Origin of the sequence: Providencia sp. CIM-Carb-044 (assembly GCF_033901115.1) — a bacterium.
In the GTDB taxonomy this organism is placed as follows: domain Bacteria; phylum Pseudomonadota; class Gammaproteobacteria; order Enterobacterales; family Enterobacteriaceae; genus Providencia; species Providencia hangzhouensis.
In genome coordinates this window covers 324,609-340,798 of the sequence record NZ_JAXADV010000002.1, presented here as the reverse complement: position 1 = coordinate 340,798, position 16,190 = coordinate 324,609, and the positions used below count along the sequence as shown (strand labels likewise).

Here is a 16,190-nt window from a genome sequence, read left to right as displayed (position 1 = left end):
GAGTTGAGCCATGGAAAGTGAGCGAAAAAGGGGCATTCCTATTACAGCTCATACCATCATTTCCATCGGAATACGATGTTTTCTTATTGTAATAACCCCAGTATCCACGACATGTTCATCAATGAGTGCAGCAGAAAGGAGGCCAGAAAAGGGCTGTAAATTATTTTGGCGGGAAAGCCTGAACAGACTCGAAAGCTGGCTAAGTAACATAAAAAATCCGTAATCTTGGGATAATTACGGATTTTTGTAGATCGGTAGGGTCGTTAAACTGATTATTTAACTCTTAACTGATCGGCATTAGGTAAATTACCCCTTTATTGCATAACTTAATAATAATTATCTGTATTGATGATTACTTCACCGCCTAATATTTTACCATCTGGGCTGTTATAAACCATAGGTGCAGTGACGCGAGTTTGATTTTTTGATGAAATAGTACCGTAAGGATTAAATAAAGCAGTTTTTGCATTTATAGTTGCGTTATAATCAGCACTAATTAAGCCGTGGTATCCGTTATCAATAATATCTGCATTTAATTTTAAATTATTAAAAGCTGAAATTGTACCGTTTGAATTATACAGATTTTCATTGATATTCATTTGAACATCACCAGAAGCTAACGCTTTTTCAGTCCAGTTAGTTTTAACCTCTCTTATATAATTGTTAAAGGTATTTGCTTTAATATTGATAGAACCATCAACTGCATTTATTCCTGCTTTATCATCTGTGACACCGTATTTTTGGGCATGATTGGAAAAATCTGAACTCCAACGGTTGTCTAGTTCGTTTGTTTTGATTACTAAATTACCATTTGTACTAATTAAGCCTTCTTTATTAATTATTTTATTTTCTGCATTGATATCTAAATTAGTTGCGTTGATATAACCTGCAGTGTTATCTAATTTATCGGTATTGATGGTAGATTTACCTGCCTTGGAAATAATAGCACCAGAGTTGATAAGTGATGGTGTCTCGATAGTTAAAAGACGACCACTTTCAATCGCTGAGTCTTTACCATTAGTTAATGACTTTTCTGCAATTAGATCCATTCTTCCATTCGTGGTTTTGATTGAAGAAGTGTGGTTATTTATTTCCTCACTTTTTAAGTTCATACGTCTTTTTGCATTGATTAACGCATTATTTTTGTTTTCAATAGAAACAGCCGCCTCAATTGTAATATCACGACCAGTAAGTAAAGCATCATTATTGTAAACAATGCTACCTGAATTAATGTTTAATTCATTACCGGCTGAAATTACACTTTTAATAGAATTAGGAAACATATTGGATGAATTTTCAACATTATTAACTGTTTTGATGTTCATATCACCTTTGGTGGCCTGTATTTTACCGCCATAGTTGCCAATCATGTTAGCGTCAGCATTTAAATTTTGATTTGCAGTGATCTCGCCACCAGAATAGTTAAGGATATAGCCATCAGTATTGATATTAATATCGCTGTTTTTTGATTTAATAGCCCCTGTATTTTCAATTCCGCTTAAATTGTGCGCATAGGCAGGATTACTGGTTGCGGTAATATTTACGTCACTAATAGCATCCATTGTTTTATAATTGAAAATATTACCATTACTGGCAATTCGTAAACCATCATCACCAGCGGAGATAATGCCTTTGTTGCTAATAGCGCTATTATTTCCAGTGGATATCAGCGTGATTTTATCTGCATACATGCCACCTAATGCTGAAATATCGATAGCAATATTTGGAGTGTTAGTATTGGAACTTGCAGATTTTATAAGTTGTCCATTTTTACTAATAACATTGGTACCTGTAATTATATTTATCTCATCAGCATTCATCTTACCCGAGATAGCAGCTGTTTTTGCTAAGATATCAGTAGGTGAGTTTGAATTAAATTTATCAGTAATGACGATTTGACCTTTGTCAACATTGATAGTGAAATCACCATTAAGTTGTGGTGTTATTTTCCCTGTCGTGAGTGTTGCTCTATTTGTGTTAATGAAACCACAATTATTACAAGTAATACCTGAAGCATTGGCAACAATAACTTGAGCACTATTACCAGCAACTTCAATCATTCCATTTAATTGGGTTGCTTTATTAGAATTAACTTCATTTAGAATAACAGTTGCAACATTACCTTGAAGATTGCTGTTGGCTTTAATATTACCCGCTAATTGCGTATTAATATCTGCTTTACTGTTATTGAGTACGACACCTTTTTTGTCAACATCAAATTTACTATAAATATTATGAGAAACACCATTATTAGATGGGGTCTTTATATTTACAATAGTTGCGCCATTTGGTGCTTTAATGACACCAGCGCCATTGGTGTTAACAATATCTGCTTGCGCAATAGAAACTGTACCTAAAAAAATGGAAATTCCTAAAAAAACAGGTTTTAATTTTAGGGTAGGATGGTTGTAATATTCTTTGTTATTTTGTTTCATATTAATCTCTAATTTATCGATAGATATAAAATACGTAGATGATAAATAAAATAAGCTATAGGATTGTACGTTAATAAAAATTTAAATAAAAATTAATTCTTTTTAAGACTATGCAATTGACGTCAATTAGATGTTATATCTATAAAGGTGAAAAAATGGGTATTTATCACTTGGCTTGTAAAATTTCCTTGTATATTCAATATGTAAACTTTACTCTAAAATGGAGATCGTATACGTTATTACTTAAGTGAGTTCTCCTATCTATTGTGACTTTACAATAAGCATAGATAAGATATGTTTAACACTTATTATTATTGTTGTTGGGTAGTGGCATTTGGCTGTTATATATTAGGTTTTAATTTCGCCACTTATTAATTATTTGTTTGTGTTTGTTTCGGTAGATATAGTGTGAGAATATTATTTAGGCGCGGTCGGTAATAAGCCCTTATAGGGCTAGAATAAACCACCCGCTATGCGAGTGGTTATGATTGTAATATATTAGTTTGTCACAACTGCATCAATAATCACACGGTTACCCGTGATGCTTCCAGTCGTTCCATTACTTACTATAGGGCTGGTGACTTTAGTCGTGTTAGTAGAGCGTAAAGCACCATATTGGTTGTTAATACGATTTTTTGAATCAATGGTGAGATTTTTCCCTGCGGCCACTGTTCCTGAATAGTTTTCTAATGTGCCAACATCCAGTTTCTGGCTATTAGCGCTTTTGATTTCCCCATAATTATTATTGAGTGTTGCTTTGAGCTTAACGTCAATATCATTACGTGCAGCGGTATTATTTTCTACATTTGCAGCAATAGAACCATAGGTATTATGTAACGTATCACCTTTAACTTTAATAGTTCCATTATTGGTTTGTAGGCCACCATTTTGGTTTGTTAGTCCAAATTTAGTATTAATGAGTTTAAAGTCACTACTGTAACTGTTGTTCAAATAACTGGTTTCAATATCCAGATTATTTTCAGCATTAATTAACCCTGCTTGGTTATCAATACTATAGGCTTTAATCGTAAGATTTTGTCCTTTGATATAGCCAGAACGGTTGTTCATTGAATTAGCATTAATAACGGATTTGCCGTTATTTGAAACAATCGCTCCAGTGTTATTGAGCTGGTTAGTACTGATATTCATCAAGCGACCACTATGAATGGTTGACGTTCCCGCATTAGTGAGTGATACCGACGCATCTAAATTCATCTGGCCATCAATGGCATTTATTTCAGAATTAGTTTGCGTTAAGTACATCGTACTGATGTCTGCATGGCGTTGTGCAGTAATTTTGCTATTTGATGTGTTATCAATTGCGGATTGCGTGCTGATTTTGCTATCTCGCCCTGCAGTAATATTGGAGTTTTCATTCACAACACGAACGGCATTAATCGTTATATCACGCCCAGCATTGAATCCTTTTACTGGATCATTTGGATTGGCGAGATTGTCCCTGTTGTAAATTGTACTCATGGAATGAATGTCGATATTACCTTTAGTAGACTGAACGATACCATTATCATTTACAAATGAATCAGAGAGTGTATTAACATTCTGCAGAGCGATTATCGAACCACGATTGTTGCTTAGTGTACCTAATGTACTTAGATTAATATCATTGTTATAGGATGTGATATCACCATTATCATTATTAATTACACCCGTTCCTGCAACGGTAATATTGACGTTTTTATTACCCGCAATGCGACCGTTATTGGTAAGGCTTGCTGCTTTAATATCAATATCACCCGCTGCGTTCATATTACCATTGGTATTATTCACCGTTCCTGCGGTATCAATAGAAATTGCGCCATTATAGGTACCAATATCCCCTAAATTACTGACACCAACGCCAGTTTCAGTGGCTATTAATGAGATTTTATTGGCATACATACCGCCAATCGACGAAACATCAATCCCAACAGTGGGTTTTGTTCCAATTGCAGCGGCTGTACCCGTCACATCCCCAGCCGAATTGACGTGATTACTTCCAGCTATCACATTGATGCGCTGTGTATCAATAATGCCATTAATGGCCACCGAACGTGCAATTAAATCTGTCGGAGAATTGGTATCTAATCTCCCATTGATGGCAATTTTACCTTGCTGCACATTATAGTTAGCAATGGAGCCATCATTTGCTAGCTCTACTTTACCGGTTGTCAGTGTTGTACGATTGGTGTTGATAAAGCCACAGTTGTTACATGTAACTCCGGACGCATTAGCAACGATTACTTGCGCTTTGCCGCCTGCAACCTCAATCATGCCATTTAATGTGGTTGCCGCATTTGAATTTATTTCGTTTAAGATAACTTTAGCTCGCCCGCCAGCAACATTGGTATTGCCACCAATTTTGCCGCCAATGAGCGTATTAGAATTTTTTGCACTGTTATTTAAAATAACGCCTTTTTGGTCAACATCGAATTGGCTATAGGTATTATGGGAAACACCAGCCTGGCTTGGTTTATTAATATAAACGACAGTCGGTCCATTACCTTGATTTAATATACCAGCCCCATTAGTTGGTGTAATTGCCGCTTGAGCAACAGTAGTAGTTCCAACGATTATTGAAACACATAAAAAGAGTGAATTAAATTTCATTTTTGTGAAATTCAAATGAGAATTTGAAACGTTTTTCATATATATCCCTTAAATAAAATAGAAAAATCTAAGATAACTAACAATCCATTATTGCAGTTTAATTATGCTTAAATAGAAAACTAAATAAAATTAATAATGTTAACATGGGTAAATATATCGTTATTCATTGATAACTAACTAAAACTGAATAAAAGCGGAGTAATATCTATTTTTATAGATTAGTTTGTTTTTTATCAATAGGTTGTGTTTACGCATTTTTAGCCTGTTAGGAGGATTTTACTCACGTAGCAATACGTAATCATTTTAATTAAAGAGGAGGTTTTCAATAAATAGCATTAATTATTTTTATATTTATTCTTTATCGTTATAAAATAATTGTGATACTTGATGAACAAAAGTTAGCAAAAAAATTCATACTACCAAAAAATATATTTCCAATATGGAGTTCACACTAAATTAGTGTTACCAATGAAAAGTATTAAATAACTTTTTTATAGGTTAACTGATGGCTTAGTTAGAAAAATAGCTAGTGAAATAGATTAGAAGTGCAATAATAAAAAATAACGCCTTATTATTGCACTTTGTTATCGGATGATTACCAATCAATCCCTTTTTGAGCTTTAATCCCAATATCAAATGCATGTTTCACTGGGCGCATTTCTGTTACTGTATCAGCTAATTCGATTAAATCTCGGTGGCAACCTCTGCCAGTGATCACAACAGATTGATTGGCAGGACGGCTTTGTAATGCTTGGATCACTTCTGCTAATTCGAGATAATGGTAACTTACCATGTAGGTGAGTTCATCTAAAATAACTAAATCGTACTGTGGGTCACTTAATAATTGTTTGGCGTAGTGCCAAGTTTCTATACAGGCGAGGGTGTCTGTCTCTTTGTTTTGAGTTTCCCAAGTGAACCCTGTGGACATAACATAGAAGGGAACGCCTTGGGGTTCTAACAGCCCACGTTCACCATTATCCCAGCCGCCTTTAATAAATTGAACAACAGCGGCTTTTTTACCATGGCCTACTGCCCGGCAAACAGTACCAAATGCCGCTGTCGTTTTGCCTTTTCCATTTCCAGTAAAGACAATAACGATACCCCGTTCAATTTGAGCGGCTTCAATTCGTGCATCCACTTTTTCTTTTAAACGTTGTTGACGTTCTTCGTGTCGGTTTTGAGACATCATTTTTACTCCGCAGCACCGGGCTTGCGTCCGGGTTGTGCATCATAGCTACTTCCTGTTTTACGCAGACTATCATCACCCATCAAATAGATATAAATAGGCATGATATCAGCAGGAGTTTTCAATTTAAGTGGATCTTCGTCAGGGAACGCGCTTGCTCGCATAGAGGTTCGAGTTCCACCTGGATTAATACAATTTACACGAAGATTACTGTGCTTATACTCTTCGGATAGAATTTGCATTAAACCTTCTGTCGCAAATTTAGAGACAGAATAAGCTCCCCAACCGGCTCGACCTTGTTTACCTACACTTGAACTGGTAAAAACTAACGAGGCATTAGGCGCTTTAAGTAATAGAGGGAGCAAAGCTTGAGTTAGCATAAATGTGGCATTAACATTTATTTGCATCACATCATGCCATAGGTCACTGGGTTGCTCAGAGATAGGGGCTACTACACCAAGTATTCCCGCGTTGTGTAAAACGCCATCTAAATAAGGCGTTATTGACGCAACTTGCGAAGCGAGTGTATGGCAGTCATCAATTGTTGCGGTTAATAAGTCTAATACAAAGCAAGGTGGATTCTTTCCATCTAAAGCCGCTACTTCATCACTAACTGATTGTAATTTATGCAGTGTTCTACCAACAAGGATAAGGGATGCACCATAGCGCGCATAAGTGAGAGCGGCTTCACGGCCAATGCCATCACCGGCACCTGTCACGAGAATAGTTTTACCTTTCAATAGGTCTTGTCTAGGCTGATATTGGAGCATATTCTTTCCTACTATTGTGATTAGCATGTATGGTTATCATCGCACTGATTGTGATAATTGGCTAATCTAACATAGTATTAACAAGGTTTGTCGTGCCAACTCTGTTTTTTTCTGGTTGTTTGCGCGTAATCGTGAGATTATTTTTGTATTGAAGATAAATATCAAAAGGATCAGATTGTGGAGTATTTCTCATTGTATGGGCTATTTTTAGCAAAAGTCGTTACGATTTTGGTAGCGGTGGTTTTGCTGGCTGTTTTTGTGTTTGGCGTAGGTATGCGCAGACAAGGAGCAAAAGGTGCGTTGAAAATCACAGATTTAGGTGAAAGCTATCGTGAGCGTCAGCGCCAAATGCAACAGGTAAAAATGAATGAATCAGAACATAAGGCATGGCTAAAAGCATTTAAAAAACAGCAAAAAGCAAAATCAAAAAGTGAGAAAACTGGGGCTAAATTAGGCCAAACAGGGGTTAAAAAGCCTTGCTTATATGTCTTAGACTTCAAAGGTAGTATGGATGCCCGTGAAGTTGCCTCTTTACGTGAAGAGATCAGTGCAATTCTCGCTGTTGCAGACCAACAAGATGAGGTTTTGTTAAGACTTGAAAGCCCAGGTGGGATGGTTCATGGTTATGGCTTAGCGGCTTCGCAATTACTAAGAATCAAAGAAAAAAATATCCCACTGACTATTGCGGTAGATAAAGTCGCTGCGAGTGGTGGCTATATGATGGCATGCATCGCAGATAAAATTATCGCAGCGCCATTTGCCATTATTGGTTCGATTGGTGTTGTCGCTCAAATTCCAAATATTCATCGGTTATTAAAAAAGCATGATGTTGATGTTGAACTTCACACCGCTGGCGAATACAAACGTACATTGACCATGTTAGGTGAGAACACGGAGCAAGGTCGTAAGAAATTTGTTGAAGATTTAAATTCAACACATGAATTGTTTAAACAATTTGTTCATCAAAATCGCCCATCTTTAGATATTTCTGCAGTTGCAACAGGGGAGTATTGGTATGGTTCACAGGCGTTTGATAAAGGGCTTGTGGATAATATTGGTGTGAGTGATGATTTTATTATTAATGCGATTGATACTAAGGAAATAGTTAGTATCCGTTATGTATTAAGTAAAAAAATGATGGATAAGTTTATGGGAAGCGCGGCAAAGAGCGTGGATAATTTATTATTGCGCTGGTGGCAGCGTGGGCAAAAACCACTCTTGTAATTTCGAATTTTGCCTAGCGAATAAGCGTTTTTAAATCTACTATTAATTTACCGGCTTTTTAGCCGGTAAATTATATACAAAGAGCAAACGTGTTAATTAGTTATTATCACTCAATTGGTATTGTTCTGATAGTACATGAGCAAGGTGTTTGTACATATTAAAAGCAGCGGTACTCTTTAAGGTAGGGATATTGTTTTCATCTAAGAAGAACTCCCCTTTAAATACCAATGTACCTCGATGCTGCTCTACAGTATCAACAAACATACCATGAATATAATCATCATGTTTCTTTATGATATCATTAGCTTTTTCAAGTAACTCTTTTTTTGTGATGAACGGTAAATTGTCTTGCATAACTTGGCTTCCTTGAAAAAATAATTGGTTGCTTCTAGCATTTTATCAGGTAGAGTGTGTGGTTTTCAATTGTGACTAAACATCTTTATATGGTTAAAATCAGTCGACTAGAAGACACTTTGTGCCTTTTAGAATAACGTGATTGAGTTTATAAGTTTTGTTTCAACACAAATAATTGTTTAAAAATATATTGATATATTGTGATTGTGTCGCAATATAAAAAAGAGATTCTCATTTTGCGCATTTTAATGTAGAAATGCGCCATTGTTGATATTTAGGTAAAGGTAAATATGGGTAAAGCTCTTGTTATAGTGGAGTCCCCGGCAAAGGCCAAAACGATTAATAAGTATCTTGGCAGTGGCTACGTTGTAAAAAGCAGCGTTGGCCACATTCGTGATCTGCCGAAAAGCGGCTCTGGTTCACAAACCGGCTCACAAAAGAGTACAGGCTCATCTACCGACAAAACAAAGAAAGTGAAAAAAGATCCGCGTGACGCATTAGTTAAGCGCATGGGGATTGACCCTTACCATGGTTGGAAAGCGAATTATCAAATTCTACCAGGTAAAGAAAAAGTGGTCTCTGAACTTAAATCACTGGCGGAGGATGCTGATCACATCTACCTCGCAACGGACTTGGACCGCGAAGGGGAAGCTATTGCGTGGCATTTACGTGAAGTGATTGGTGGAGACGATTCTCGTTTTAGTCGTGTTGTATTTAATGAGATCACCAAAAATGCGATCACTCAGGCATTTGATAGCCCTGGGGAATTAAATATAGATAGAGTTAACGCACAACAAGCGCGTCGTTTTATGGACCGAGTTGTGGGTTACATGGTTTCTCCACTGTTGTGGAAAAAAGTGGCTCGTGGCTTATCTGCTGGTCGTGTTCAATCAGTTGCAGTGAAACTGATAGTTGAACGTGAACGGGAAATTAAAGCCTTCGTTCCTGAAGAATATTGGGAACTGCATGCCGACTTAGCCGATAAAGATATCGCTAATTTGCGTATGGAAGTCACTTCACAAGGTGGTAAGGCATTTAAGCCAGTCAATAAAGCGCAAACAGAGGCGGCGGTTAAATTACTGGAAAATGCCCGTTTTGCGGTTACTGACCGTGAAGATAGGCCGACATCCAGTAAACCGAGCGCACCGTATATCACGTCAACGCTACAACAAGCTGCTAGTACCCGTTTAGGTTTCGGCGTGAAAAAAACCATGATGATGGCTCAGCGTCTTTATGAGGCGGGTTACATCACTTATATGCGTACTGACTCAACAAACTTGAGTCAAGATGCACTCGACATGGTTCGTGGCTATATTAATGATAATTTTGGCGCGAAATACCTGCCAAAAGATGCCAATGTGTATAGTAGCAAAGACAATTCGCAAGAGGCACACGAAGCCATTCGTCCTTCTAGTGTCGATGTTTTACCTGAGTCACTAAAAGACATGGAGAACGACGCGAAAAGGTTGTATCAATTGATTTGGAATCAGTTTGTGGCTTGTCAAATGACACCTGCGAAATATGATTCAACAACCTTAACAGTCAAAGCAGGGGATTTTGAACTAAAAGCCAAAGGGCGTACTCTGCGCTTCGATGGTTGGACGAAAGTCATGCCTGCACTGCGTAAAAATGATGAAGACAAAACGCTGCCACCAATACAAGTTGGTGCGGAGTTGTCTTTGGTTGAGCTATTGCCTAGCCAGCACTTTACCAAGCCGCCGGCACGTTTTAGTGAAGCGTCCTTAGTTAAAGAGTTAGAAAAGCGTGGTATTGGCCGTCCTTCAACGTATGCAGCGATTATTTCGACGATCCAAGACAGAGGTTATGTCAAAGTTGAAAACCGTCGTTTCTATGCAGAAAAAATGGGTGAAATCGTCACAGACCGCTTAGAGGAAAACTTTAATGATCTGATGAACTATGATTTTACTGCACGTATGGAAGACCAATTGGACCATGTTGCAAACCATGATGCCGAATGGAAAGCCGTATTAGATGAATTCTTCTCTGATTTTAGTAAGCAGCTCGATGTTGCTGAAAAAGAACCAGAGGAAGGGGGAATGCGCACCAACCCAATGGTAATTACCTCAATTACCTGCCCTGATTGTGAACGCCATATGGGCATTCGTACCGCATCAACTGGGGTATTTTTAGGTTGTTCTGGTTACGCATTACCACCCAAAGAGCGTTGTAAAAAAACGATCAATCTTATCCCTGAAGACGAAGTCCTTAATGTCCTTGAAGGGGATGATGCGGAAACTAATGCGTTAAGAGCCAAACGTCGTTGTCCAAAATGCGGCACCGCGATGGACAGCTATTTGATTGATAATGGCCGTAAATTACATGTTTGTGGTAATAACCCTGCGTGTGAAGGTTATGAAATCGAAGAAGGCGAGTTTCGTATTAAGGGTTATGACGGCCCGGTCATTGAGTGTGACAAGTGTGGTTCAGAAATGCACCTGAAAATGGGGCGTTTTGGTAAGTACATGGGTTGCACCAACGAAGAGTGTAAAAATACGCGTAAAATCTTACGAAGTGGTGAAGTGGCACCACCGAAAGAAGATCCAGTGCCATTGCCGGAACTTCCATGTGAAAAATCTGATGCGTATTTTGTGTTACGTGATGGGGCTGCTGGCGTTTTCCTTGCGGCGAATACATTCCCTAAATCACGAGAAACACGTGCACCACTAGTGGCAGAATTACAGCGTTTTAAAGACCGTTTACCTGAAAAACTCGCTTATTTAGCTGAAGCACCGGCTGAAGACGGTGAAGGTAACCCAACTGTCGTCCGTTTTAGTCGTAAAACGAAACAACAATATGTTTCTTCAGAGAAAAACGGCAAAGCAACGGGTTGGAGTGCATTCTACGTTGACGGTAAGTGGGAAGTAAAAGAGAAATAATCGCTCTCCTTTGTTTCCAAACAAAAAAGCCAATCATTTAATTAGATTGGCTTTTTTAACTTGTCAATTTCATATCAATGCCTATCAGTGAATAACCCGCTGTTATACTGTCCATTCCTTTATTTCTTATCGCTCACTGTGATACAGCCACCAATTTTTAACTAAACTCAAATGTAGCACCAAAGTGATAACTAATTTGTGTTAACTTAAGATAGAGTCGTTGTAGTTATCAATTGGCAGTAATAATCCTTACCTTGCTGAAATATTTAGGTAAGTCGATGGAATGATAGATAAAAGTTATCCACCGGAGGCAAAATGAAGTTAAAAATGTGTTTACTGGCTGCATTATTGACAGCGGGGACAGCGTACGCTGCTCAGTCTACTGTTGTATTAAAAGAAGCGACACCCACAGGTGATGGTAAAGCAATAGGTGAGGTTGTTATCTCAGAAACGGAATATGGATTACTGTTCACGCCTAAATTAACAGGACTACAAGCAGGCATTCATGGTTTCCATATTCATGAGAACCCAAGCTGCGAACCTGCAGAAAAAGACGGTAAATCGGTACCTGCATTAAAAGCGGGTGGTCATTTAGACCCAGCCAAAACAGGCGTTCATAAAGGCCCTTATGATAACACAGGGCATTTAGGCGATTTACCCGGCTTAGTTGCCGATAGTCAAGGTAATGCTAATTATGCGGTACTAGCGCCACGTTTAAAATCACTCAAAGATGTTCAAGACCGCGCATTGATGGTGCATGTGGGTGGTGATAACTATTCTGATAATCCAGAAGCGTTAGGCGGTGGTGGGGCTAGGATGGCCTGCGGCGTCATCAAATAATACGCGTCATATTTCAAGCTGTGGCGTTGTTAGCTGCGCTTGCTAACCCTAGTCACATACTTATGTATGCTCCTAGGGCTTAGCGCCGCTTGCTGCCTAGCCACAACTTGAACTATTTAGCGTATTGTATTGATTATAAAGTAGTTTAAAAGACAGTATTGCATTGATTAGAATATGATTTAAACAGCAGAATTGTTATCTGGACTTACTAATGTTAATTACATACTGATGTATGCTCCTAGGGCTCAGCGCCGCTTAATGCCTAGTCATAAAAAGAAGGCTCACGCTAAATTTCGAGCCTTCTTTTGTCATTGATAAATTACCAAATACGAATACGCTGTTCTGGTGCCAAATACAGGGCGTTATTTTTATCAACACCGAATGTTTCGTACCAGTCATCAATATTGCGTACTACGCCATTTGCGCGAAATTGGTTAGGGCTATGAGGGTCCGTCATAATCTTATTACGTTCAGATTCTTTATTTGACAGCTCTTGCCACGTGCGTGCCCAAGCAATGAAGAAACGCTGTAACCCAGTTGTTCCGTCAATAATTGGAGCCTCACCATTTGGGTAGTTTTCTTTGGCAAATTGCTTATAAGCACTTAAGGCAATATTTAACCCACCGAGGTCACCAATATTCTCCCCTAATGTAAGCTCACCGTTCACCTTTAAGCCATCAACAGTAAAGCCGTTATATTGTTCAACAAGCTTAGCGGTTTTCTCTTTAAAGTGGGTTTTAGCGCTCTCACTCCACCAATTACGTAACTGCCCGGTTCCGTCATATAAACTGCCTTGGTCGTCAAAACCATGGCCCATTTCGTGGCCGATGACTGCACCTATTGCGCCATAGTTATAGGCTGGGTCAACATTAGGGTCAAAGAACGGTGCTTGTAAAATTGCAGCAGGGAACACAATTTCATTTTGAACAGGGTTGAAATAGGCATTGACTGTTTGTGGCGTCATTCCCCATTCCCATTGACGAACAGGCTGACCAATTTTGCCAATCATATCATCATATGACCAAGCTAAAACTTGCTTATAATTCTCTAATAATGAATCGGGCTTGAGGTTAATCTCACTGAAATCATTCCATTGGTCTGGATAACCCACTTTAACCGTGAATTGTTCCAATTTTTTAAGGGCTTCTTGGCGAGTAGGCTCATCCATCCAGTCATTGACTTTTAAGCGTGAATTAAATGTTCCTCTCACATAACTAACCAAATCTTTAATTTTTTCTTTAGCTTGAGGGTCGAAATATTGTTCGACGTAAATTTGCCCTAATGGCTCACCTTGGAGTGAGTTAACGGTTTGCAAAGCGCGCTCTTGGCGGGTGCGTTGCTTCTCAATACCATTGAGTTTTTTCGAGTAAAAATCAAACTGTGCATCTGCGATGGTTTGGTTTAAATAACGTGCGTGCTCACTAATATACTGAAAGGTTAAGTAATCTTTTAATGTCGAAACTGGGGTATCTGCAAAAATCTTTGCAGTTTGTTCAACTGCGCTGTCCGTTTCAACGACCACTTTCGCAAGTTGCTTATCAGTTAACTTGCGGCTAGTAATAAAGCTATCCCAATCAAAACCTTGGGTATGGTTTTTCATTTCAGCTAAGGTCATTGCATGGTAATTTTTGATAGTGTCACGGCGGGCCTCAGGGCTCCAATGTACAGTTGCAATCGCTTTTTCTAAATCAAAAATTTTCTGTGCTTTTTGTGTGACATCTTTTTCACCGGCTAGCTCTAACATGGTAGCGATATAAGCGATATAACTTTTTCGAATATCTTCCATTTGCGGTGTGTTATCGAGGTAATAAGTCCGATTAGGTAGCCCTAAGCCGCCTTGGCCGATATAAAGCACATAGGTATCCGGTGCTTTAGCATCTAAGTCTACCCAATAAGAAATCAATGATTTGTAGTCGGGTTGGGTCATTAACTGGCTAATATCACTATGGCTTTTAGCTTTCTTAATGGCATCTAAATCGGATTTTATTGGGGTAATTCCTGCCTGCTCGATAGCCGTTTCATTCAGGTAACTAAGATATAAATTTCGAATATTTCGTTGATTATGCGTAAGTTTGTTTTCGGGGATCTGCTGTAGCTGGTCAATTATCGATTGAATTTGTTTTTCTGTATTTAAGTATAATTCCACAAAAGAGTTAATACGTGGCATACCGGTAGGGATTTGCGCTTTATTTACCCAATCTTCATTCACATAACGGTAAAAATCATTGCCGGGTTCAATCGTGTCAGACAAAACAATTTTTTGTTGTCCATAACTAACTTCTTTTGCCAATAGTGACGGGGCAAAAGAAATAGTCGACATACCAATAATTAAAGCCAAAACATTTAAACGCATGTAACCACCTCTCTTCGTTGAGAATTACGATATCCACTCTAATACGTTAAACCTTGGAGCGAGTGTTCTGCAAAATTTATTTCACTTATTGAACCACATAATGAAATAAAGTTAATCCGTCTTTGCAGTACCTTACTGCTTTTCTTCATTGTAGAGGGGATTTAGATGAAATTTTATCATCATACTGTTTATTCTTCAGAGAATGATGTTATATTGGTTATATCAAATAAATCAATTATAACTATTAGCTATATGTAATATTCTTTAGCTATAGATAGCAAATGCACATTATTCCTGTATGAGGTAGACTGAAATATGAAATTGCAGCAATTACGTTATATTGTTGAAGTGGTTAACCATGACTTGAATGTCTCCTCAACCGCTGAGGGGCTTTTTACGTCACAGCCCGGTATCAGTAAACAAGTGCGGATGCTTGAAGATGAGCTTGGGATCCAAATTTTTGCGCGTAGTGGTAAGCACTTAACGCATGTTACTCCCGCAGGGGAAGAAGTGGTACGGATCTCCCGAGAAGTGCTATCAAAAATAGAAGCGATCCGCTCGGTTGCTGGGGAGCATACTTATCCAGATAGAGGTAGCTTGAGTATTGCCACGACACATACACAAGCTCGTTATGCTTTACCTCCGACAATAAAAGGTTTTATTGAGCGTTATCCACATGTTTCATTGCATATGCAGCAAGGGTCACCAACGCAAATCGCTGAGGAAGTGTGCAAAGGTAACAGTGATTTTGCGATAGCAACCGAAGCATTGCACCTTTATAACGATTTGATTATGTTGCCATGCTACCATTGGAATCGCTGTGTGGTCGTGCAAAAAGACCATCCACTTGCAACGAAAAAAAATGTCACTATTGAAGATATCTCTGAATATCAAATTGTAACCTATACTCATGGGTTTACTGGCCGTTCAGAATTAGATGTGGCATTTCAGAAAATTGGTCTTGAGCCCAAAATTATTTTTACTGCAACCGATGCTGACGTGATTAAAACCTATGTTAGATTAGGGTTAGGGATCGGTATTATCGCGAGTATGGCCGTTGACCCTGTTAGTGATAGCGATTTAGTTGTGATTGATATGCGTGATAAGTTCAGCTATAGCACAACCAAGATTGGTTTTAAACGTACTAGTTTCTTGCGTAGTTATATGTATGATTTTATGTGGCGTTTCGCACCGCATCTAACCCGTGATGTGGTCGATAAAGCGGTTGCTATACGTAACAATGAAGAAATTGAAGAGTTTTTTAAAGATATGAAACTGCCTATCATTTAATTTCTTTATATTTTTGCCTTGTCATAATTTGTAAGTAGGAACCCTAGTGATCGTATTTCTAGGGTTTTTATTATTACCGAGTTGGTGTACTTGGTTTTTTCCTGACTTATTTCCCTTCTTATCTTAAATTTCCTATTATTAATAGAGAAAAATTCAATATTTGGCACAAAATCTATAAATCAAATTTCTAGAGCAACTATGATTACAATTGGTTAACAAAAAATAATGGTGGTA

General features: G+C 38.2%; 10 protein-coding genes. 4 read left to right on the top strand and 6 right to left on the bottom strand.

Features of this window, described 5'->3' with window-relative positions; translation table 11 throughout:
* Positions 1–326 precede the first annotated feature (326 nt).
* From SJ312_RS04880 to SJ312_RS04865, 4 genes are all read right to left on the bottom strand, one after another.
* The gene (locus SJ312_RS04880; protein WP_319867092.1) at positions 327–2,435 is read right to left on the bottom strand and encodes a filamentous hemagglutinin N-terminal domain-containing protein; all 2,109 of its coding nucleotides are present in this window, start codon (positions 2,433–2,435) and stop codon (positions 327–329) included.
* Positions 2,436–2,933: 498 nt separating this feature from the next.
* Positions 2,934–5,081 (bottom strand): filamentous hemagglutinin N-terminal domain-containing protein, encoded by a 2,148-nt coding sequence (locus SJ312_RS04875; protein WP_165879315.1) that lies wholly within the window; start codon positions 5,079–5,081, stop codon positions 2,934–2,936.
* Between the two features lie 556 nt (positions 5,082–5,637).
* Positions 5,638–6,228: a cob(I)yrinic acid a,c-diamide adenosyltransferase gene (gene cobO, locus SJ312_RS04870; RefSeq protein ID WP_165879384.1), complete on the bottom strand. Its 591-nt coding sequence runs from the start codon at positions 6,226–6,228 to the stop codon at positions 5,638–5,640.
* 5 nt (positions 6,229–6,233) lie between these two features.
* Entirely contained in the window at positions 6,234–6,998 is a 765-nt protein-coding gene (locus tag SJ312_RS04865; RefSeq protein ID WP_110591757.1) for a YciK family oxidoreductase, read from the bottom strand.
* A 177-nt stretch (positions 6,999–7,175) separates the two neighbouring features.
* Here SJ312_RS04865 and sohB point away from each other — a divergent pair, with 177 nt between their 5' ends.
* Complete coding sequence (sohB, locus tag SJ312_RS04860) at positions 7,176–8,222, top strand: protease SohB (RefSeq protein ID WP_165879319.1); 1,047 nt, start codon at positions 7,176–7,178, stop codon at positions 8,220–8,222.
* A 96-nt stretch (positions 8,223–8,318) separates the two neighbouring features.
* Here the strand turns inward: sohB and SJ312_RS04855 are convergent, their stop codons facing one another.
* Positions 8,319–8,576: a DUF2498 family protein gene (locus SJ312_RS04855; RefSeq protein WP_094960535.1), complete on the bottom strand. Its 258-nt coding sequence runs from the start codon at positions 8,574–8,576 to the stop codon at positions 8,319–8,321.
* Positions 8,577–8,866: 290 nt separating this feature from the next.
* On the opposite strand from SJ312_RS04855, the gene topA reads away from it, so the two are divergent.
* On the top strand, positions 8,867–11,473 hold the full coding sequence (gene topA / locus SJ312_RS04850; protein WP_004254195.1) for a type I DNA topoisomerase: 2,607 nt from the start codon (positions 8,867–8,869) through the stop codon (positions 11,471–11,473).
* Positions 11,474–11,788: 315 nt separating this feature from the next.
* Entirely contained in the window at positions 11,789–12,313 is a 525-nt protein-coding gene (gene sodC, locus SJ312_RS04845; RefSeq protein ID WP_004254197.1) for a superoxide dismutase family protein, read from the top strand.
* Between the two features lie 319 nt (positions 12,314–12,632).
* Here sodC and SJ312_RS04840 read toward each other — a convergent pair whose 3' ends face one another.
* On the bottom strand, positions 12,633–14,666 hold the full coding sequence (locus SJ312_RS04840; RefSeq protein WP_110591753.1) for a M13 family metallopeptidase: 2,034 nt from the start codon (positions 14,664–14,666) through the stop codon (positions 12,633–12,635).
* Positions 14,667–14,981: 315 nt separating this feature from the next.
* Between SJ312_RS04840 and cysB the strand changes: the two genes are divergently transcribed.
* Positions 14,982–15,956, top strand: coding sequence for an HTH-type transcriptional regulator CysB (gene cysB, locus SJ312_RS04835; RefSeq protein ID WP_004254202.1), 975 nt, complete (start codon positions 14,982–14,984; stop codon positions 15,954–15,956).
* The last annotated feature ends 234 nt before the right edge of the window (positions 15,957–16,190 follow it).

What these genes read in the sequence shown, in the direction of transcription:
- SJ312_RS04880 (WP_319867092.1), bottom strand. Translation starts at nt 2,435, where the DNA reads ATGAAACAAAATAACAAAGAATATTACAACCATCCTACCCTAAAATTA.
- cobO (WP_165879384.1), bottom strand. Translation starts at nt 6,228, where the DNA reads ATGTCTCAAAACCGACACGAAGAACGTCAACAACGTTTAAAAGAAAAA.
- topA (WP_004254195.1), top strand. Translation starts at nt 8,867, where the DNA reads ATGGGTAAAGCTCTTGTTATAGTGGAGTCCCCGGCAAAGGCCAAAACG.
- SJ312_RS04865 (WP_110591757.1), bottom strand. Translation starts at nt 6,998, where the DNA reads ATGCTCCAATATCAGCCTAGACAAGACCTATTGAAAGGTAAAACTATT.
- SJ312_RS04855 (WP_094960535.1), bottom strand. Translation starts at nt 8,576, where the DNA reads ATGCAAGACAATTTACCGTTCATCACAAAAAAAGAGTTACTTGAAAAA.
- SJ312_RS04875 (WP_165879315.1), bottom strand. Translation starts at nt 5,081, where the DNA reads ATGAAAAACGTTTCAAATTCTCATTTGAATTTCACAAAAATGAAATTT.
- cysB (WP_004254202.1), top strand. Translation starts at nt 14,982, where the DNA reads ATGAAATTGCAGCAATTACGTTATATTGTTGAAGTGGTTAACCATGAC.
- sodC (WP_004254197.1), top strand. Translation starts at nt 11,789, where the DNA reads ATGAAGTTAAAAATGTGTTTACTGGCTGCATTATTGACAGCGGGGACA.
- SJ312_RS04840 (WP_110591753.1), bottom strand. Translation starts at nt 14,666, where the DNA reads ATGCGTTTAAATGTTTTGGCTTTAATTATTGGTATGTCGACTATTTCT.